This window comes from Chitinophaga dinghuensis (genome assembly GCF_003259435.1).
Taxonomy (GTDB): Bacteria; Bacteroidota; Bacteroidia; order Chitinophagales; family Chitinophagaceae; genus Chitinophaga; species Chitinophaga dinghuensis.
In genome coordinates, this window is sequence record NZ_QLMA01000008.1 from 311,692 (window position 1) to 330,586 (window position 18,895).

Sequence of the window (18,895 nt, forward strand, 5' to 3'; positions counted from 1 at the left end):
TTTATTATACCAATTTAGACCATAAACTAGAATTCATATCTTGCTCCCAGCTGGATCTGCCAAGGGTTACCGCCCGGCGTCACAATCCCGCTGTTTACATTCACATTGTACAGGTAGGAAGTAGTGGCTTTATCAAAGCCTCCTAGCGAGTAAATATTTTGTTTGCCCAGGTTCTTGCTGGTTCCCCAGTCTTTCTTAAAGAGGTTAGCTACGTTGAACAAATCGCAGGATAATTCCAGCCGTTGTTTCTGGGTGAAGTTGATTTTCTTCGTAAGACGCACATCCCAGAAGCCATAGAAACCATTTACACCACCGTTTCTCTCCGCCACAGTACCCATGCTTTTACGGATATAATCCTTATAACGGGAATCCACCGCCGGATTATCGAGGATTGACTGAATACCCTGACGAATCTTATCAGGCACATTTGTATTCTTCACATCAAAAATATAGGCGAGATCGTTAGAGTTTACAAAGTCGCCGTTCACATTACCACTTACCGCAAGGGAATAACGTGTACCGCCTATACCGGAATATCTCACTCCGATATTAAATCCTGCAAAGCTAGGCGCAGTACCATAGAACACCACTTTATGACGGAATTGGTTATCGCTGTAAGTCATCTTGCTCAAATCCCGCGGATCATCTTTTACCATCAGCGATAAAGTGGCTGTATTGGCGACGTCTCCATTGTAAGAGGCATTATCTTTCGCATCATTCCAGGTATAGCTGAAAGACACTTCTCCATCTCTGAAGTAACGATAAGTCGCGTCTGCCACCACTGCAAACTGGTTGACTTTACCTTCACTGTTCAGTTCCAGTACGCGGCTCACTTTGTCCGATTTACGGCCCTGCATCCAGTCGGTAGCGCCGTTCTTTTCATTAATGGTATTAATCGGTACAAATACGCCTCTGTTAGCCTCATTAGGCAGCGTGAAGAACGGTTGATCCACCATGTTCCGATCTACATACATATAGTTATAACGGGCAATAGTGGTGAATAAGGTCAGACCTGCTTTCAGTCTTTCTGTGAAGAAGTGATTATAGGAAATATTCGCTTTATACACTACAGGAATCCTGGCATCTTTACCGTTCATATTGATGGTCCCTAGTTTAGGCAGCCCATATTTTTCAAACATCTCTTTGCCAGGCGCAGTAGCAGGATTTGCTCTGTATCCCGGAAAATCCGGCGTTGGAACGGCAGCGCCTTGCACATCAACAGTCAACACTTTCGTACCATCAAACAACATATTGTTGATCATTGCATAGTTGTTGATATCTGATCCAAAGATCGCAGCACCGAAGCGCAGATAGTCTCTGTGTCTCTCCTGGATATCCCAGTTAAACTGCAAGCGCGGTTGCAGTTGGAAAGTATTTAACCCACGATCTGTGCGTAGTCCCAGCTCATCGTATACTGTCTGGTTGAAATTAGGTTTATTCAGATAGGTGGTATAATCGGCGCGCAGACCGGCAATCATTTCAAAGCCTTTGGCCAGTTTGGTTTGCATCTGTGCATAGACAGCTGCGCTGACAATATTCTGGTTAACGCTGGGATCATCCGCCAGCGCTACTTCGCGGGCATAACGATATGGAGTCAGGTTATTGAAATTATCCATACCTGTGAAATAAAACCGACCATTCATTTCACTGCCATAGAGGGAATTCATATGGCTGTACATGATATCTGTACCGAAAGTAAAGTTGGCTTTATTCGTACTGTAGTACACGTTATCTACCAGTTGGAAAACATTGTTGTAGAAATGTTCCGGAGAATAACGTTGCCCGCCGAGCTGAATATTCGTATACAGGGAATTGTTATCCACTTTGGACTCCACCCTTTCCACGATAGCGCGGGGAATATTTGCAGCAGGCAACTGTGATCCTGGCGAGCTTTTCTCGAAGGTATACAGATGCTGGAATTTAAGTTCATTGGTAAATTTCGGAGAGACAACCGTACGCAGAGTAGCCAGGAGACTGTTGTTCAAGGCGTGGGCATCTGCATATACTTCGTACATATTGATGGAAGTATTGTCGTCGCGGCCAAGCGGAGCGCGATCGTTGATATAGTTATCGCGGATCGTCAGCAGGTTCTTTTCATTGATCTGCCAGTCGATACGTGCAAAAGCTGCATCTGTAGCTCTTTTCTTATTGAAGGAACCAAATTGTGGTTCATTGCTCACGCCATATTTTGCGCGTGCAATATCCAGGAATGAATTTAACGTTGACTGTGTAACGTTTAGGCGTTTTACATCTGCATCATTCTTGATATCCGCCAACTGTAAAGGACGGGCATCTGCCTGATGATCCCAGGCTAAGAAGAAATGCAGTTTATCTTTGATGATAGGGCCGGATAAAGTAGCGCCATACTGATACGTAGAGAAATCGTTTACACGTCTTACGCCGCGTATATCATACTGACTGGATAGCCAGTCGTTACGCATATACGTAAATACGCTACCGCCAAAAGTATTGGTACCCGCTTTCGTAACGGCGCTGATAGTACCGCCGCCACTACGACCGTAAGTCACGTCGTACTGATTGGTCACCACTTTGAATTCGCGGATCGCTTCCATAGAAAGCGCGTAAGGTCCGCCAATCCTTGCATTGGTACCACTACTGGAAGTAGGATTCTTAGCGGAAGTACCATCAATCGTGATGTTAGTAGAAGATCCCAGCTGACCAGCGAGATTAGATCCATTACTCAATGGAGATAAATCTATCAGAGAAGAAAAGTTACGACCGTTTACGGGGAGTCGCGCTATATCGCGACTCGTTACGGTAGTGGCAGCACCGAAGTTTTCAGTTTTATTCTTCAGTCCGGAAGCAGTTACTTTTACTTCATTCATGTTCACTGATGACGACTGTAATACTACGTTTACCCGCACCAGGTCTCCCTGGTTGAGCGAGTAGCCGGTTAGTTTTTCAGCGCCATATCCAACGGATGAAACAGTGATGGTGTAAGGGCCACCCAGTGGTAACTCTTTCAGGTTAAATTCTCCTTTGGCATTCGTCACTGTACGGGTGGTAAAACCGGTGGATTCATTCCGGACTAATACCGATGCACCGGGGATTAATTGTTTGGCATTATCAGATACGGTTCCCGTGATGGCAGCTTGCGTCGTTTGAGCATATCCATCAATGGATACGAAACAGCATAGCAACACGGATAGTAATAGGCTACACGCGGTTTTCATATAGGTTACGGTTTGTTTTCGAGAGGGCGAAAATAAATCAGCTAGAAAAGAAAAGCATGTTCACCGGCCAATCATAACGTAAAATTCATATTGTACTAAAAGTAGAAAAAAGGATAGTTGGTTGTATCTGTTTTCAGATTTTTTTTGCAGTAATCCTCTCAATGATATGTATATATGATAACGGAAAAGAGTAAACGAAGTTTACCTGCGGTGTAGGAACTAAACTGATCTTTTCTCAAATCAAAGAAGGCCAGTTTTTCTCCCGTTTCTCCCAGCAGCACAATCCGCTGTACACTTATATTACCTGTAATAGCATTCGAAGTCAGGATGACTTCCTGTACTTTATTAAAATCAATGGTGGAGTAGCGGGGTCTTCCACCGGCGAAGGTATGCACTCGGTGGAATTCGAATTGTCGCGCAGCGAAATTGATGGTTACATATTGTTGTCCTTCCGTCAACAACAGCAGGTCGCGGCAGATGAAAAGACAAATCAGCAGTAATAGTATGGGCGCAGCCCAGCTATCCACGCCATATTTCGCGGTATAGATCAGGTAAGACAAGGGGATCAAGCACAGTACTAACCAGGACGCCAGTACGAAAGATCTGGAATCGCAGGGAGGTTTTATAATAACGTTGTCTGGCCTTACTTCCAGGAAATTGACTCCTTTTTTCCTGGATGCCAGTTGTTGCAGACCATGGATGGTCCGTTCCAATCTGGAGAATGGCATAGTTGGGGTTTGTTAATGGTTCTGACTGTCAATTGAATGGCTTGTTTATAAGTTACGATAAGTTACTGCTAGTGCAAATCAGTTATCTTTGCGTGGCTATAAAACCCTTCTATATGAAACCGTTGATTGTACTGATTGTTAGTTTTGTGTTGGCGATGGTGGTGTTATTATTGCTCCATCACCAGTATGAATGGGCTTTTGCCGGCCGTATCTCCATGGCCATTATGTTATTCTTTACTGCCAGCGCACATTTTGCTTTTTCAAAAGGTATGGAGATGATGATGCCTCCATCCATTCCTTACAAAAAGTTCCTGGTTGCATTCACGGGAGTACTGGAAGTTCTGGGAGGAATTGGTTTATTAATTCCTTCATTAAGATATCTTGCTGGTATTTGTCTGATTATTTTCTTTGTGGCGGTATTGCCTGCGAATATATATGCTGCGATGCAATCAATCGATTACCAGAAAGGAACCACTGGGGGTAATGGTCTGCGCTATCTCTGGTTCAGAGTACCACTGCAAATACTCTTTATTCTCTGGGTTTACTTCAGTGCGGTAGCTCATTAAAAACGGGGTTACAGATAGTTATTTTTCAGGCCGATACATTTACGTATAACCGTAGTAGTTAGTAAATGTACCGGCCTGATTATTTTTATCTGGATTTAATAAAATTTCCGTCCTTGTTAAACAGGAGTCGTTTTTCCACACCACGGGACTGGGCAATAGTTACTTCCCAGAACGCTTCCGTTCTGGTAGGTTCTATTACTCTTTTTACTCTGTCTTTTTTAATTTCAAATCCCGGATAATTGGTAATGATATAGGTAGAGATAGTAGTTGGCAGTTCTACATCTCTGGCAATTTCATTTGCACGGATGAGATTGCCGTTTTTATCATATACGGCTTCCACATCCATTTTAGTACCGGTCATGGTTAATGTGTAATAATCATCATTACCGATTGGATTTGTCTCGTCTATGAGGAAATCTTTCCGATATAGTTCAGTTGGTATCTTCATGATATCGCGGAGGTTGGCGGTTGGAAACCTTTTCTGGAAGGCGTCTAACACCTCTGGCGGAAGTTGTTCTCTCTTGATACGTTCTGCTTTGAGTACCACATCATTATCGTCCTGTGCATATGTGGCAACAGCCATACCACTGCTAATCATCAATAGTAGCAAACCTTTTTTCAGCAAGTTCATATGAATCATATTTAGGGTTAATGAATATATCCTTATAAAACAGAAACTTAACTGGCTTCTATTTTAGGTGCCTACCTTAACGGGCGAGGTTGGGCAGGCGTTTACATTTAATCATAACAATTGTTGCCATAGAAGGTTTCTTCCGTTGGGAGCGGGAGTGATAAACTTTCGTTAATAAAAAAACCTGCACTTTGGAGGTGCAGGTTTGTATACTGTTCACTAGTCTGATTACTTACATTTTTCTGGGGAAGCTTTCCATAATTTTCGCTACCGCCTGTGAGATCTTTGTATCCGGATCTTTCACTGGTCCATCGATCTGGCTGTTGCCAACGCCCTGCCAGAGCAGTTCCCGTTTCCGACTGTCTACCACGTCAATAATGAGGGAACCATCGATATACTTTTCTACGTTAAAGGTAGTATTTGCGCTACCCATGCCCATTCCGCCACCCCAATAATACGGACGGTAGAACCCTCCGTAGTTGTAATAATTAGTATATGCGGTAACGTTCTTCTCCTGTTTCACTACTGCAACAGGGTTGACCAGGAGGTCGGCAGTTGAGGTATCTGCCTGTACATATCCTTTTGCCATCATGGCCGCAACAATACCATTATCAATACGGTTCCGGTTCAGCTCACTGACCGTAGCCCTGGCATTACCCCGCACCTCCGGATGATAGACCGCAAAGGTGCTATACTGGGAAAAATTCGCCTGACTATTCACATCATGTGTCACTTTCAGGGTCGGGCCGCATGCAGCGAGTGTCAGCAGTGGGATTGCAAAAATGAGTAGCCTTTTCATTTCGTAAAGTTTTTGAAGGAACATACAATGATGTTGTTATAACAACAAAACTCCTGAAAAGGTTAGTTAAATTCACAAACGTCGCCTACACGCTATTTCCATGCTTTGCGGAGCAAACGTAGCCAGTTGCCATGCATGATATTCTCAATATCTGTAGCGGAGTAACCGCGGGCGGCAAACATCGCTGGGAGTTGCTGCAAGTCCGCGATCGTTTCCAGGTCATAAGGGCACTGTTCTTTGCCAAATGCGCCATCCAGATCTGTTCCAATACCAACATGTAAACTATTGCCTGCCAGCTGACAGATATGATCGATGTGATCAATCATTTTAGCCAGATTACAGTCCATCGACTGCGGCGTGGACACGCCACGCACCCAGTTGGGTACCATCATCCAGGCATCCAGTGCAGCGCCGATAACGGCATCTTTCTGAATGAGCGTACGGATCATGTCATCGCTGAACTGACGGTTATGATCCACCAGGGCGCGACAATTATTATGACTGGCCCATACCGGTCCGTTGAAGATTTCCATGGCATCCCAGAAGGCATCATCACAAAGGTGTGTGGCATCCAGGATGATGTTGAGTTCTTCCATACGGCGTATCAGTTGTCTCCCCATATCATTTAAATGGCCGGTAGCATCCGTACCATTGGCATATCTGCCGGGGCCGTAGTGGGCAGGTCCCAACGCTCTCAAGCCATTTTCCCATGCCTTTTCCAGGTACGATAAATCGATGATGGAATCGGCGCCTTCGAGACTTAAAATATAGCCGATGGGTTTAGTATCGTTGGGGGTACCATCATTCCAAAGTTGCAGATGTGCTTCCAGTCCTGCCAGGTCTTTGATCATCGTCATCTCTCCTGCTGTTTCCATGGCTTTGTACCAGGCCAGCTGACCTTGTGTCTGCGCCCATGCCTGATGTGGCGAATGCCAGCCTGGAAGCGGATTCTCCGGCGCTACAAACCGACCGATCTGGGTGGCTACTACCAGTCCTATATTTCCTTTACGCAATTCAGGCAATGCCACTACGCCTTTTGCCCTGTCTGGTTTATCGTTCAGTCCCTCTTCTCTTTTACGGATGGCGGTTACCGGCTGTTGCAGGTCGCGGTTCCATTCCAGCGCATTCATACTGAGGTCGAGGTGAGCGTCTATCGTAAACATAGTTATGAAAAGTTATTAACGTGAAATTCTTCCGGAAGGTCCTTGCTTGATCAGCGTTTCTACTTCATCCCGACTAACCAGTGCCCAATCGCCGGGAATACTCTGTTTGATCACACCACAAGCCGTGGCAAAATCCACTACTTGTTGTGGAGGCAACTGTTGCAACAGGCCGAAAAGTAGTCCTGCTGTAAAAGCATCTCCCGTACCTATCTGGTCTGTAATCTGTTGCAGCGGATAGCTACGGGAGAAATAAAATGTCTGTTTCCAGGCGAGTGCGCCTGTATAATACAACTGATGTTGGTGTTGATGCCGGAAGGTCATTCCCAGTGCTTCCAGCCGGGGCATATGTACCTTCAAGGCTTCAAAGCATTGCTGGAACTGTGTTTCAAACGAGGCATCTGTGTCTGTCTTAATACCATAATAGATATTCGCAGCATCCAGGTCGGCCACAGAGAAATGGCTGAAACGAAGTAAATCGGGCATTACTTCCGCAGGATGTTGACCATATTGCCATAGTCGGGAGCGATAATTAAAATCTGAGGAGACGAGCAGTCCTTTGTCATCAGCGGCTTCCAGGGCTTGGCGGCAAACGGCAGTCGCACTTTCGGACACCGCAGCGGCTACGCCAGACCAATGAAAGCAGTTACTGTGTTGCAGGATCTGCTGCCAGTTGAAGTCCGCTGTTGTAGCCGTAGCAAAGCCTGATTGTTCCCGGTCGTAAATAACGGCCGTTGGCCTGATCTGATTGCCGGCTTCCGTGAAATAGAGGCCCAGTCGCTCTCCTCCCCAGCTCATATATTCCGTATTAACGCCGTGTGCACGTAACTGTTGTATACCTGTTTGCGCCAATTCATTTTTCGGAATCCTGCTGACGTAATCCGCCTGCATTCCCAGTTTGGCCAATAGTACACAGACGTTCGCTTCTGCGCCGGCATAGTAGGGAATAAAGTTAGTTGTCTGTTGAAACCGCGTGTTACTACCACTGTGCAAGCGTAGTAAAAACTCCCCGAAACCTGTTACCCTAGGGGCTTTGTCACCATCCAGCAGTTGCATCGTATTATATTTTGAGATCTGTTTACCCTGATATACGCCTTCCCGTGAGGAAACGCACCATAAAGATAGTTTCCAGGCAGCATATCAAGGCAAACAAATCATCAAACAGCTAGTATAATTCAAACAGCGCTTCAATTTCCACCGGGATATTATCCGGCAGGGAACCGAATCCTACAGCACTTCTTACACCGATACCATTCTCTTCGCCCCAAACGGCGGCAAACAGTTCGCTGCAACCATTGATGATATATGGATGACGTTCGAAATCCGGTGTACAGTTCACCATGCCCAGCACTTTGATCACACGTTTCACTTTATCGAGACTACCAATATGCGTTTTAATGGTAGACAACATGGTTAAGCCTACTTGCCGCGCTGCCAGCTTCCCTTGTTCCATATCCAGGGCCGCACCAATACGACCGATGATCAGGGATTTATCATCCTGAACAGGACCATGGCCGGAGAGATAGAGGTATTTTCCATCCACCAGGCAAGGCTTATAAACGCCCAGTGGCGCTGGCGCCGGAGGCAAACTCAATCCCAGTGCTGCGAACCGCTCTTCTGCATGATTGTTTTCCATAATTTCTCTTTTTGCTTTTATGTTGTTTTAGTTAATTCAGTTAGATAAATGCGTTTAGCAACAGTATTCCCAATAATCCGGCCACACCTACAATCGTCTCCATGACTGACCAGGAGAGCAAGGTGTTTTTAATACTCATGTTGAAATATTCTTTAAACATCCAGAATCCGGCATCGTTCACATGGGAGAACATGAGGCTTCCTGCACCGACGGACAGTACCATCAGATTAGGATTTGCATGTGCCTGTACCATCAGTGGTCCTATCATGCTTGCTGCTGTGAGTCCCGCTATGGTTGCCGATCCTATACAAGCGCGTATAATCGCTGCCGTTAGCCAGCCAAGTACTAACACTGGAATATGCCAGTGTTGCATTGCCGCGGCTATCTGGCCACTTACGCCACTATCAGATAATACCTGTTTCAATGCGCCGGACCCTGCAATAATCAATACAATCATGGCCACATCGTTGACGGCTTCGCTATAAAAGCGGGTGATTTCCTTCATGGTGCGGCCCTGGGAAATGCCCAGTGTATACGTGGCCACCACTATACAGAATAGCATAACGATGGGCGCATCGCCAGCGAAGGACAGCCAGGCGTTCTTACCGGCTAAATGATTCAGTAAAGTGGTAACGATCAATAATAATACTGGCAACAACGCGGTGAAGAAGCTGTTGAAGCGTCCGGGTAATCGTGTCTCCCTAACTTCCTCCTGTTGATACAATGCATTGGGAGCAGATGGCATTTTCCGCAGGAACCGGGAAAACACAGGCCCTGCCAGTATTAGCGCAGGAATAGCTACCAAGATACCATACAGTAGGGTGAGTCCCATATCTGCACCAAACTGGTTCACCAGTGCAGCCGGCGAAGGATGCGGCGGCAGGAATCCATGCGTAATGGAAAGCGCCGCTAATGTTGGCAATCCTATATATACCGCCGGCAATTTATACTGGTATACCACCGAGAAAATCAGCGGCACCATTAGCACGAAGCCTACGCCGTAATACAAGGGAATACCAATGATAAAACCAGCCACCAGCAAGGCCCATTGTATATAACGGGTACCGAATAATTTCATGAGGGAGTTGGCTATCTGCCTTGCAGCTCCGCTTTCGGCCACCAGCTTGCCTAACATAGCGCCCAGCATGATGATGCTCAGGAGGCCGCCAATAGTATCTCCTATCCCCTTTTGTAAACTTCCGGGTATTTTATCTGCCGGTATTCCCAACGAAATACCTGCCAATATAGATACCAGGAGAAAAGCGATAAACGCATTCATTTTCCCCCAGGTGACCAGTAAAATCAATACCAACAAACAGCCGGCAACAATCAGGAACGACATAGGCTATGCAACTCAGTTAATAATAATTTCGTCTAACAGCATCATGCTGTTACCGCCAGCGCCATATTCCTTTGCAGGAATCACACCGGCATTCTTCGCTATAATCCTTACGTATCGGGCTTTCACAGGCTTCACCTGCATCCGTACTGGATTGATACCATTGATGATAAATATTTTTGTTTTCGCCAATGGCAGGAAATGAACCCCATCCAATGAGTATTGGAACTCCAGCATAGCGGGCGCCCACATGCGCTGCCAGTGATAGTTCAGGATATTGGTGGCCACCAGTTTCAACGGCTGAGCGGCGCCGAGGTCAATCACTGCATCCAGGTCTCGTTTGCTGAAGCCCAGCCACTGTCCGTCGTTAAAACGATGAGTGCCCGCGATACCGTTTACTAACGTAGTGGCGTTGCCGTTATACTTTGTATTAGGCGGTTCTTTCAGGCTGATAGCGGCGCCCGTAGCCTTGTTCACAAGGAACGACTGCTGAAATTCCCGGTACCGTTTGACTTGTCCTTCGAATAAAGCAGCTCTGACAGTAGTATTACGGGAGATGCGGATTAATCCCGTATATACGTTACTGTTGGGTCCGGGCGCTGAACCATCAGTTGTGTAGCGAATTACAGCATTGGTAGCAGCTGTGTGCAGGGAAATGCTCATTGCCCCATGCTCCAGTTGCTCCTGCCGGTAAGTAATTTCGTTCCAGGCATTGCTGGGAGAAATATTGTGTTTTTGCAGTAATGGCAGTTGTTGTTGTACTCTTTGTAAGAACTGCGGGTAATCGCGCGTTCCTTGCGGGGACCATGCCCTTTCTGCCAAAGCCAGCATACGCGGAAATATCATATAATCTGCCTGCGTTGTAGTGGGCAGGTATTCGCTCCACATTTGGCCTTGTATGCCGGAGATGTAAGGTAACAATGCAGTATCTCCGGCAGCATGTAAGGGATCGTAATTATACACTTCGCTTAAAGGAGTGTAACCGCCAGCGGCCACCGGCTCTTCCGGATAGAGGGATTGATAGTGATCAAAGTAGAGTTCATCTTCCGGCGTCATGATCACATATTGTTGTTGCTTAGCCGCTTCCACAGCGCCCTCCACGCCTCTCCAGCTCATTACCGTAGCTCCCGGAGCGAGGCCGCCTTCCAAGATTTCATCCCAGCCAATTACTTTGCGGCCTTTGGATTGGATATATTGACTGATACGTTTTACGAAATAGCTTTGGAGTTCGTTTTCATTTTGCAGGTGTTGGGATTTCATGCGTTGCTGACAGGCAGGGCATTCCTTCCAACGTACTTTAGGGCATTCGTCACCACCCAAATGGATATACGAAGATGGGAAGAGCGCTATCACCTCATCCAGTACATCCTGGAGGAATGTAAAAGTGCTGTCGTTTCCTGCACAGAATACATCATCGAACACGCCCCAGAATTGCGCCGCTTTATAGGGGCCTTTTGTACAGCCCAGTTCAGGGTAGGCCGATAAAGCAGCCAGCGCGTGACCCGGCATTTCTATTTCAGGAATGACGTTGATATGTCGCGCTGCCGCATAGGCCACCACTTCTTTCACTTGTTCCTGCGTATAGTAACCGCCATATTTTTTGCCATCGAACCGATGCGGTAGTTCTTTCTTATGGCCGATCATGGTTTGATCTCTCCAGGCGGCAATGGACTGAAGTTTGGGATATTTTTTTATTTCTATGCGCCAGCCCTGATCGTCTGTCAGGTGCCAGTGGAAGTTATTGATTTTATACAGTGCGAGCTGATCGATGAGTTTTTTGATATAATCCACCGAGAAGAAGTGTCGTCCTACATCCAGGTGCATGCCTCTGTATGCGAAGCGGGGATAGTCTGTAATATCCGTGCCTGGCAACACCAGAACGTTACCTTTTCCTTTATGCCACAACTGTTGCAGCGTAGCCATACCGTGTACAATACCGTCAGTACTGTACGCAGTGAGTTGTACGCCTGTAGCATCGATGTGGAGGCGGTAGCCTTCCGGAGGGAGGCCGGATAAGGTATCTACGGTAAAGACTATACGTTTTTCACCTGTTGCCTGCAGTGTATATCCCAGTTCTTCCCGGATGCTGGTATTCAGCAGATCGGACAAGGCTGCATCTGCGATGAGCGCGGTATGGGCATCTAATTGGAAAGAGTCGGCTCTCCAGGAAGTTTGCACAGGCAAAGGAATCAGGGCCGGCGTACCGGCCTGATTCCTTTGGGCGCTGGCATGGAATCCCATGCCAGCGAGTAAAAAGCTTATCAGTAGTTTTTTCATCTTTATTTATCCCACCAAATTCTGGTTGTTAAAAGATCTGCGCCCTGACGGGTAACAGCAGCCTTGTAGTTTGCCGCATTAATCAGCTGTTCAGCAGCAGAATATGGCAAACGGCGTGGAATAGTACCGTTGGTAGCATTGCTTGGATAATTTACAGGCGTGAGGGCAGGATATCCTGTACGACGCCAGTTGGCATATGCTTCCTGTTCATCCAGCAGCATGGCCACCCAGAATTGGCTGTGAATTTGTTGCATTTGCTGATCGAAAGTACCGCCTGCATTGAAAGGGTGCGCAGTGAGGTAGGCATCGATGCTATTCTGAGGGATCATGCCACCAGCGCCAAACAAAGCCAGGTTACGCATGGCAGCAGTTACGCCGTCCTTGTAGTATTGTGCTGCGTTGCCGCTGATCCAGCCGCGGGCAGCCGCTTCACTCATCAGGAAATTGGTTTCAGCGTTTGTTAATATTAACAAAGGCGCCGCGAATTTCAAAATAGTATTTGGATTAGGCTCAGAGAAAGTAACGAAGTTAGCAGGCTTGTTGTCTGTCCCATTAGCCATTCCTTTCTGGTTGGCAGCAGTGGTATCAGGAACGCCGCTGGTCCATACAACAGAGAGAACCGGTAAGCGAGGGTCCTGATTGGTTTGCAGAAAATCAATAAACGTTTTGCTGAATTTACTCCATTCGATATTGTTCGCTCCTTTGGAAGCTGTGGTATAATCCTGACCAATCAGTTCCAGCGCTACCGGGTTCTGGTTATAAGTTTGTGGGCCTGATGCATAGTTAATCACCGCATTATCAGTAGCTGCCAGGATAACACCGCCGTTTACCGCTTTTTGTACCCAGTCTTTCACTACTACTTTACCGTCTGTAACTTTCGTGCAGCGCATAGCTACGCGGAGCATCAGGGAATAGCCGAATTTTTTCCATCTGTTGATATCGCCATTGAAGAAGTAATCCGCCGAGCCGAAAGTAGGTTGGGCAGGATCAAAAGATTTGATCGCTTCATCCAGTTCTTTCAGCAGGTCCGCGTAAATATCTCCCTGAGCATCATATTTAGGCAGGAAGTTGCCTTCTCTTGCTTTGGCGGCATCTGAATAAGGAACGTCTCCGTAGAGGTCTGTAATACGCTGCATCAGCAGTACTTTCCAGATGCGTGCAGCTGCGAGTTTATTCACAGAACTAGCCGCTACTTTCGGGTCCTTGCAGGCATTGATGATTTCCTGTATGGTGAGGATAGAGTTCGGATAAACGTAGCGGTAATAGAATCCCTGGTATTGATCATTCACCGCATATTTATCACCACATCCGGAGCCGCCGATTTCTTTGGCCACACTGAAGTGTTGCACGTACGTACCACAGTGCAGGTAAGAAGTGTAATAGTAAGCCCTGTCGTATACCAGGTTTCCTTTCAGCAAGCTTTGGGAAAAGAGGTAATTCACATTGGGTGTCGTGGATGCGTTCGGGTTAGTATTCAGGTTCTCAAATCCTTTATCGCAGGAAGCGAGGCCCATAGAAGCACCCAACAGGAAGATATATTTATACTTGGCAAAAAGTTGCATGCGAGTAATTTTTTAAGATGACTAGAATTTAACATTCAGGTTAAGACCGTAACTCCTGGTAGGAGGTACACCGAACATTTCAAAGCCTTGCGCACTGGCATTGCTGAAAGTAGATTCAGGGTCGATATTGGGGGTGTTTTTGTAGAGGATGAAGAGATTCCTTGCCACGAAAGAAACGCTGGCGCCCTGTACTTTGGCGAATGACAGCAATTCTGCAGGGATATTGTAGCTCAGCACCACCTGACGCAGTTTCACGAAGCTGGCATCATAAACAAATTTCTCTGAAATGTTTTTCCAGTTATCGTAATACTGTTGGATACCGTTCGCATAAGTGAAGGTTTTGGTGAATGCTTTACCGTCTGTATCCACACCGGTTACAGTCAGTCCGTCCATTCTGCCTGGCAGCGTCACTTTGGAGAGACCAAAGCGGGTAGCATACAAGTTGGTAGCAGAGTATACATGTCCTCCGAACTTACCGTCTACCAGTACGCTCAGGTCAAAACGTTTGTAGTGGAAGGTGTTGGTAATACCGCCAGTGAGTGGGGAGATACCGGTACCCAGTTCCGCCATTTCTGTTTTTTCATAACCGGTGGATTTATCGAAGATGGTATTGCCTTGTGCATCTTTCTTCACACGGTTCCCCATGATGATGCTATAAGGTTTGCCCACTTCCGCGTACAGGTAAGCATAGTTGTTTACGCTGGCATCCAGGGTGAGGTTATCGAGGCCGTTGAGGGATTCCACACGGTTACGGTTATACGCCATATTGAAGCTCGCATCCCAGCTGAAGGTTTTACCTTTCACAGGCGTACCGTTGATCATCAGTTCTACCCCTTTGTTGCTCATCTGGCCTACGTTGAGGTAAGCAGAGTTGTAGCCGGAGCCTGGAGATACCGCTACCTGCATGATATCGTTGGTCGTTTTGCGGCTGTAGTAGGTCAGGTCGAGGCCCAGTCTGTTATTAAGGAAACGTCCTTCCACGCCAATTTCCGCAGTAGTGGACGTGTATGGTTTCAGGTTAGGATTTGGCGCCATCAACTGACCGGAGGTGGTACCGTTGCCGGTTTGCGTAGGCGTTTGCAGTGGTTGATTGAGGTGACCGCCGCCTGGTACCATGCTGTAGGTCTGGTTCAACGCATAAGGCAATGGAGCGCCACCGCCTACCTGTGCCCAGGAAGTTCTCACTTTCGCGAAGTTCACCCATGCTGGCATAGAAACCGCTTCAGATAAGAGGAAGCTGGCGCCTACAGATGGATAGAAGATGTTGTTATTTTTCGGAGACAGTGTAGAGAACCAATCGTTACGGCCGGTGGCGGTAATGAACAGGAGATCTTTAAAGCTGAGGTCTACCGAACCAAAAACAGAGTTGGTGGCGAGGCGTTGGTTGGATACTGCAGGGAGCAGACTCAAAACGTTGGAAGGATCGTAAAAACCGGGCTGGAAGAAACCTTTACCAGCCAGGGTAGTGATATCAGTACCGTTTTTGCGTTTGTTACCACCCGCCATGGCGGTGAGCTGCAGGTCGCGGCTCAGTTTACCCTGGTAGTTAAAGGTCAGTTCCGCGTTGGTTTCCGCAATATTAGTATTGATACCTTGGTAATAACCCTCAGGCATATACGCAGTACCGGAAGGCACGATACCTACATAGCTGGTAGCGCTGTAGTCGTGCGTTACGCGGCCGCGAACGAAGAAGTTATCCAGGATATTATATTTGATACCGAGGTTACCGATAAAGCGGTTACGGTTATCATGGTTCTGGAATTTGTTCAGTCCGAAATACGGATTGGTAGCGAATTCAGAAGGATTCCATTTGATCTCGTTGCCATTGGCGTCATAGCCTGGTTTGAGGTTACGGATATCCACTGTATTAGCGATCATATAAGTACCCCAGTTTACGTTACCTGGCGCATCGGAAACGCCTGTTCTGTTATCAGATTTTTCCACGTTGTATTGGGCAAAACCTTCGATGCTGAGTTTTTTGCTCAGGTTGGCGTTAGCGCCGAGGGTAAATATTTTTTTATTGAGATGCTGGTTTGGAACCAGGCCGCGGTTATTCATATCAGAGAGGGAAGCGCGGTAGGTAGCGTTCTCATTACCACCGGAGAAACCTACGCTGTTGGTGAAGGTAGTACCGGTGTTATAGAAGTTTTTGATATTATTTTTTTGTGGAGAATAAGGTCTGGCTATACCATCGAACTGCATTACAGGCGTACCATCCATTTTAGGACCCCATGAGAGTCGGCCGGCATTGATAGCTTCCTGTTGGGTGGTTGGTTTGTTGCCGTTGATACCGGAGCCGTATTCATATTGCCAGTCTGGTTTTACAGAAGGCGTTTCCATGGTGAAGGTACCGTTGTAGTCTACGCCGATGCCTTTTTGTTTCACGCCTTTTTTGGTGGTGATAAGGATAACGCCATTGGCTGCACGGGAACCGTAGAGGGCTGCTGCGGGGCCTCCTTTCAGAACAGTCACAGATTCGATATCATCCGGGTTGATGCCGCCGATACCATCGCCGCGATCCTGGTTAAGACCGATAGCGCCGTTGCCGGAGGCAGGTGCGCCTTGGGTGGTATTATCGATAGGCATACCGTTGATTACATAGAGTGGTTGGTTATCGCCAGCCAGGGAACCTGTACCGCGGATGATTACGCGACTGGAAGCGCCTGGGCCGCCGGCGAGGGAAGAAGCGTTGACGCCAGCCACTTTACCGGCGAGGGCATCGCCGAGGTTGGAGGCGCGGGCTTTGGTGAAGTCGCTGCCTTTCACTTCTGTGATCGCATATGCAGTTGCTTTCTTCTCTTTTTTAATACCGAGTGCCGTTACTACCAGTTCATTGAGTGCTTTGGAGGAGAGCTCCAGTTGCACATCGATGGAGGATTGTCCGGCTGGTACTGTTATTTCCTTTTTATCATAACCGATGAAAGTTACCAATATGGTAATGTTGGCTGCAGGATAATTTGCAGGAATTTTAAATGTAAATTTTCCTTCCAGGTCGGTGGTAGCGCCTACTCCTTTGGCATTGAGGAGGGTCACGTTGGCGCCGATGATTTTCTGTCCGTCGGGACCTGCTACGGTACCGCTGATTTGTGCTGGTTTTGATTGCGAGAAGCTGGCCAGCGCGAATAGGAGGCAGAATAAGGATAAGAATAGTTTCGGAAAAGTTGCCAGGTTTATGACATTTTTCATTTTCGTGGTTTGGTTGATAATGCGTTTCAAATAATGCGGAAATACAGGACTAAAAATAGGCATTCTCTTCAAACTTGCAAATTATTTGCAAATATTTCTGCAATATTATCGCATAAAAATTTCTAACAAGTCGGCATACACGGTTAAATAATTGATAATTAATGATTAATTTAATTTCAATTATTGCAGAAAAATTATTTATCTTAATAAAAATGCAAAAAATCATTCTGAGATGAATTATTTTTGTAGTAAGTATTATATTAGATCTAAATCTCATACCCCGGAGCAAACCGGAGGACTATAATACTTTCATCTAAAATTTGAATCGCCGAACACAAGCCATGGATAGTGCAAATACCCAGGACCAGTTGCCTCCTGTAACCCTGACAAAAAAAGCCAGGAAGCAACTTATTATTCAACAGGTGAATATCCATACCCGCATAACGTATACGGAACTGGTCAACCTGATTAATGTATCGGAAGATACCATCCGCCGGGATGTCAATGAGCTGGCGGACGATGGAGAAGTAGTGAAAATCAAAGGCGGCGCTATGTCTATCGCCTATCATTACGGCCATGAATCCGAAACATACGCCCAGCAAAATAAAGGGGTGATCGCCGATAAAACTTTGCAATTATTGCGGGACGACATGATCGTGCTGATCGGGGGCGGTACCACCATCCGGGAGTTTATCAAAAAAATCCCCACGACCCTCAAAGCCACCTTTATCACCGTTAACGTACTTTCTGCTGTAGAACTGCTGGACAAGCCCATGATAAAGACGATCGTGATCGGCGGACAGATATCTGCCTACAGTCAGATGACTGTTAGCGGAGAAGTATTTGAATATCTCTCCAATATCAAAGCGGACCTCTGCATCATTGGCACCAATGCCATAGACCCGGTAAATGGTCTTACTGATGCCGACTGGGAAACCATCCAGGTGAAAAAAGCGATGATAAAAGCCGCAGACAAGGTTGCAATTCTTGCAATTTCTGAGAAATTAAACTCTTCCATGAAAATGAAAATCGCAGACCTCTCCGATATTCATTACCTCATCACGGAACTGCCAGCGGACAGCAAGGAACTACAGGCCTACAAGGCCAAAGACCTCACCATACTTTAGCAATTGGTCAATCTACTATAAAAAAGAACAGCCCGGGATGAACGCATCCCGGGCTGTTGCTTTATAAATCCCTTACTAGGAAAGTCGCTTATAATAAATGATAGTGCCTGATAATCCGCCATGCGGTTTCAATGCATAGTCCGGAATCATACCTGCCCTTTCAAATCCCAGCGCTTCATATAACCCTGCCGCTCCTTCTTCTTCCGCAGTATCAAGGGTGATCAGCGTTTTGCCCTTTTGCAAAGCCTGCGCTTCCGCCGCTACCATTAAGGCCCGCCCCACTCCCTGGCCACGGTAATCTGTTCGCACCATCATCTTGGCAACTTCAGCCCGATGCGGCTGGTTAGGCGGACAATTCAACAATAAAGTAACAGTACCAATCAGCTTTGCGCCGTCAAAGGCGCCCAGCAACATTCGCTCGCCAGCAATTACTGCATTCATGGAAGAACGCCAGAAAGCCAATGCAGTATTTTCATCCAGCGGATGCATAAAACTAACAGAACCGCCACTGGCAACGGTTTCTATTAACAAATCTGCCAGAGCGGCTATTATCTCCGGCTCATACACTAATGGCGCGATATGGTAGGATGGTTTCATGTCTCTCTACATTAAAGGTTAAAAAATACCCCCTCCGCCAAAATACTCCATTCCTTTTTGAATATTTTCAAAATTAAAGCCATCACCGCAGCA

The 18,895-nt window shown here is 46.7% G+C and carries 14 protein-coding genes; 2 read left to right on the forward strand and 12 right to left on the reverse strand.

The window, feature by feature from the left end; all coding sequences use genetic code 11:
- Nucleotides 1-26 precede the first annotated feature (26 nt).
- Both CLV59_RS23045 and CLV59_RS23050 read right to left on the reverse strand, forming a co-directional pair.
- Nucleotides 27-3,194 (reverse strand): TonB-dependent receptor, encoded by a 3,168-nt coding sequence (locus CLV59_RS23045; RefSeq protein WP_111594430.1) that lies wholly within the window; start codon nucleotides 3,192-3,194, stop codon nucleotides 27-29.
- 158 nt (nucleotides 3,195-3,352) lie between these two features.
- A complete protein-coding gene (locus tag CLV59_RS23050) occupies nucleotides 3,353-3,922 on the reverse strand; it encodes a hypothetical protein (RefSeq protein WP_111594431.1) in 570 nt (189 codons plus the stop codon).
- Nucleotides 3,923-4,035: 113 nt separating this feature from the next.
- Between CLV59_RS23050 and CLV59_RS23055 the strand changes: the two genes are divergently transcribed.
- Nucleotides 4,036-4,488: a DoxX family protein gene (locus tag CLV59_RS23055; RefSeq protein WP_111594432.1), complete on the forward strand. Its 453-nt coding sequence runs from the start codon at nucleotides 4,036-4,038 to the stop codon at nucleotides 4,486-4,488.
- Between the two features lie 85 nt (nucleotides 4,489-4,573).
- On the opposite strand, the gene CLV59_RS23060 is transcribed toward CLV59_RS23055, so the two are convergent.
- From CLV59_RS23060 to CLV59_RS23100, 9 genes are all read right to left on the reverse strand, one after another.
- Complete coding sequence (locus tag CLV59_RS23060; protein ID WP_170137891.1) at nucleotides 4,574-5,119, reverse strand: PepSY-like domain-containing protein; 546 nt, start codon at nucleotides 5,117-5,119, stop codon at nucleotides 4,574-4,576.
- A gap of 232 nt (nucleotides 5,120-5,351) precedes the next feature.
- Nucleotides 5,352-5,918 carry a DUF4136 domain-containing protein gene (locus CLV59_RS23065; protein ID WP_111594434.1) on the reverse strand — a complete coding sequence of 189 codons (567 nt, stop codon included), beginning with the start codon at nucleotides 5,916-5,918 and terminating at the stop codon, nucleotides 5,352-5,354.
- A 92-nt stretch (nucleotides 5,919-6,010) separates the two neighbouring features.
- Nucleotides 6,011-7,081 carry a dipeptidase gene (locus tag CLV59_RS23070; RefSeq protein ID WP_111594435.1) on the reverse strand — a complete coding sequence of 357 codons (1,071 nt, stop codon included), beginning with the start codon at nucleotides 7,079-7,081 and terminating at the stop codon, nucleotides 6,011-6,013.
- 15 nt (nucleotides 7,082-7,096) lie between these two features.
- Nucleotides 7,097-8,134, reverse strand: a complete 1,038-nt coding sequence (locus CLV59_RS23075; RefSeq protein ID WP_111594436.1) for a sugar kinase — start codon at nucleotides 8,132-8,134, stop codon at nucleotides 7,097-7,099.
- Between the two features lie 109 nt (nucleotides 8,135-8,243).
- A complete protein-coding gene (locus tag CLV59_RS23080; RefSeq protein ID WP_111594437.1) occupies nucleotides 8,244-8,714 on the reverse strand; it encodes a RidA family protein in 471 nt (156 codons plus the stop codon).
- 40 nt (nucleotides 8,715-8,754) lie between these two features.
- Nucleotides 8,755-10,056 carry a gluconate:H+ symporter gene (locus CLV59_RS23085; RefSeq protein ID WP_111594438.1) on the reverse strand — a complete coding sequence of 434 codons (1,302 nt, stop codon included), beginning with the start codon at nucleotides 10,054-10,056 and terminating at the stop codon, nucleotides 8,755-8,757.
- Between the two features lie 12 nt (nucleotides 10,057-10,068).
- Nucleotides 10,069-12,330 (reverse strand): glycoside hydrolase family 20 protein, encoded by a 2,262-nt coding sequence (locus tag CLV59_RS23090; RefSeq protein WP_111594439.1) that lies wholly within the window; start codon nucleotides 12,328-12,330, stop codon nucleotides 10,069-10,071.
- A 2-nt stretch (nucleotides 12,331-12,332) separates the two neighbouring features.
- Nucleotides 12,333-13,892, reverse strand: a complete 1,560-nt coding sequence (locus CLV59_RS23095) for a SusD/RagB family nutrient-binding outer membrane lipoprotein (protein ID WP_111594440.1) — start codon at nucleotides 13,890-13,892, stop codon at nucleotides 12,333-12,335.
- A gap of 21 nt (nucleotides 13,893-13,913) precedes the next feature.
- On the reverse strand, nucleotides 13,914-17,078 hold the full coding sequence (locus tag CLV59_RS23100; RefSeq protein WP_170137892.1) for a SusC/RagA family TonB-linked outer membrane protein: 3,165 nt from the start codon (nucleotides 17,076-17,078) through the stop codon (nucleotides 13,914-13,916).
- A gap of 320 nt (nucleotides 17,079-17,398) precedes the next feature.
- Here CLV59_RS23100 and CLV59_RS23105 point away from each other — a divergent pair, with 320 nt between their 5' ends.
- A complete protein-coding gene (locus tag CLV59_RS23105; RefSeq protein ID WP_245950936.1) occupies nucleotides 17,399-18,205 on the forward strand; it encodes a DeoR/GlpR family DNA-binding transcription regulator in 807 nt (268 codons plus the stop codon).
- A 75-nt stretch (nucleotides 18,206-18,280) separates the two neighbouring features.
- On the opposite strand, the gene CLV59_RS23110 is transcribed toward CLV59_RS23105, so the two are convergent.
- On the reverse strand, nucleotides 18,281-18,802 hold the full coding sequence (locus CLV59_RS23110; RefSeq protein ID WP_111594443.1) for a GNAT family N-acetyltransferase: 522 nt from the start codon (nucleotides 18,800-18,802) through the stop codon (nucleotides 18,281-18,283).
- Between the last annotated feature and the right edge of the window lie 93 nt (nucleotides 18,803-18,895).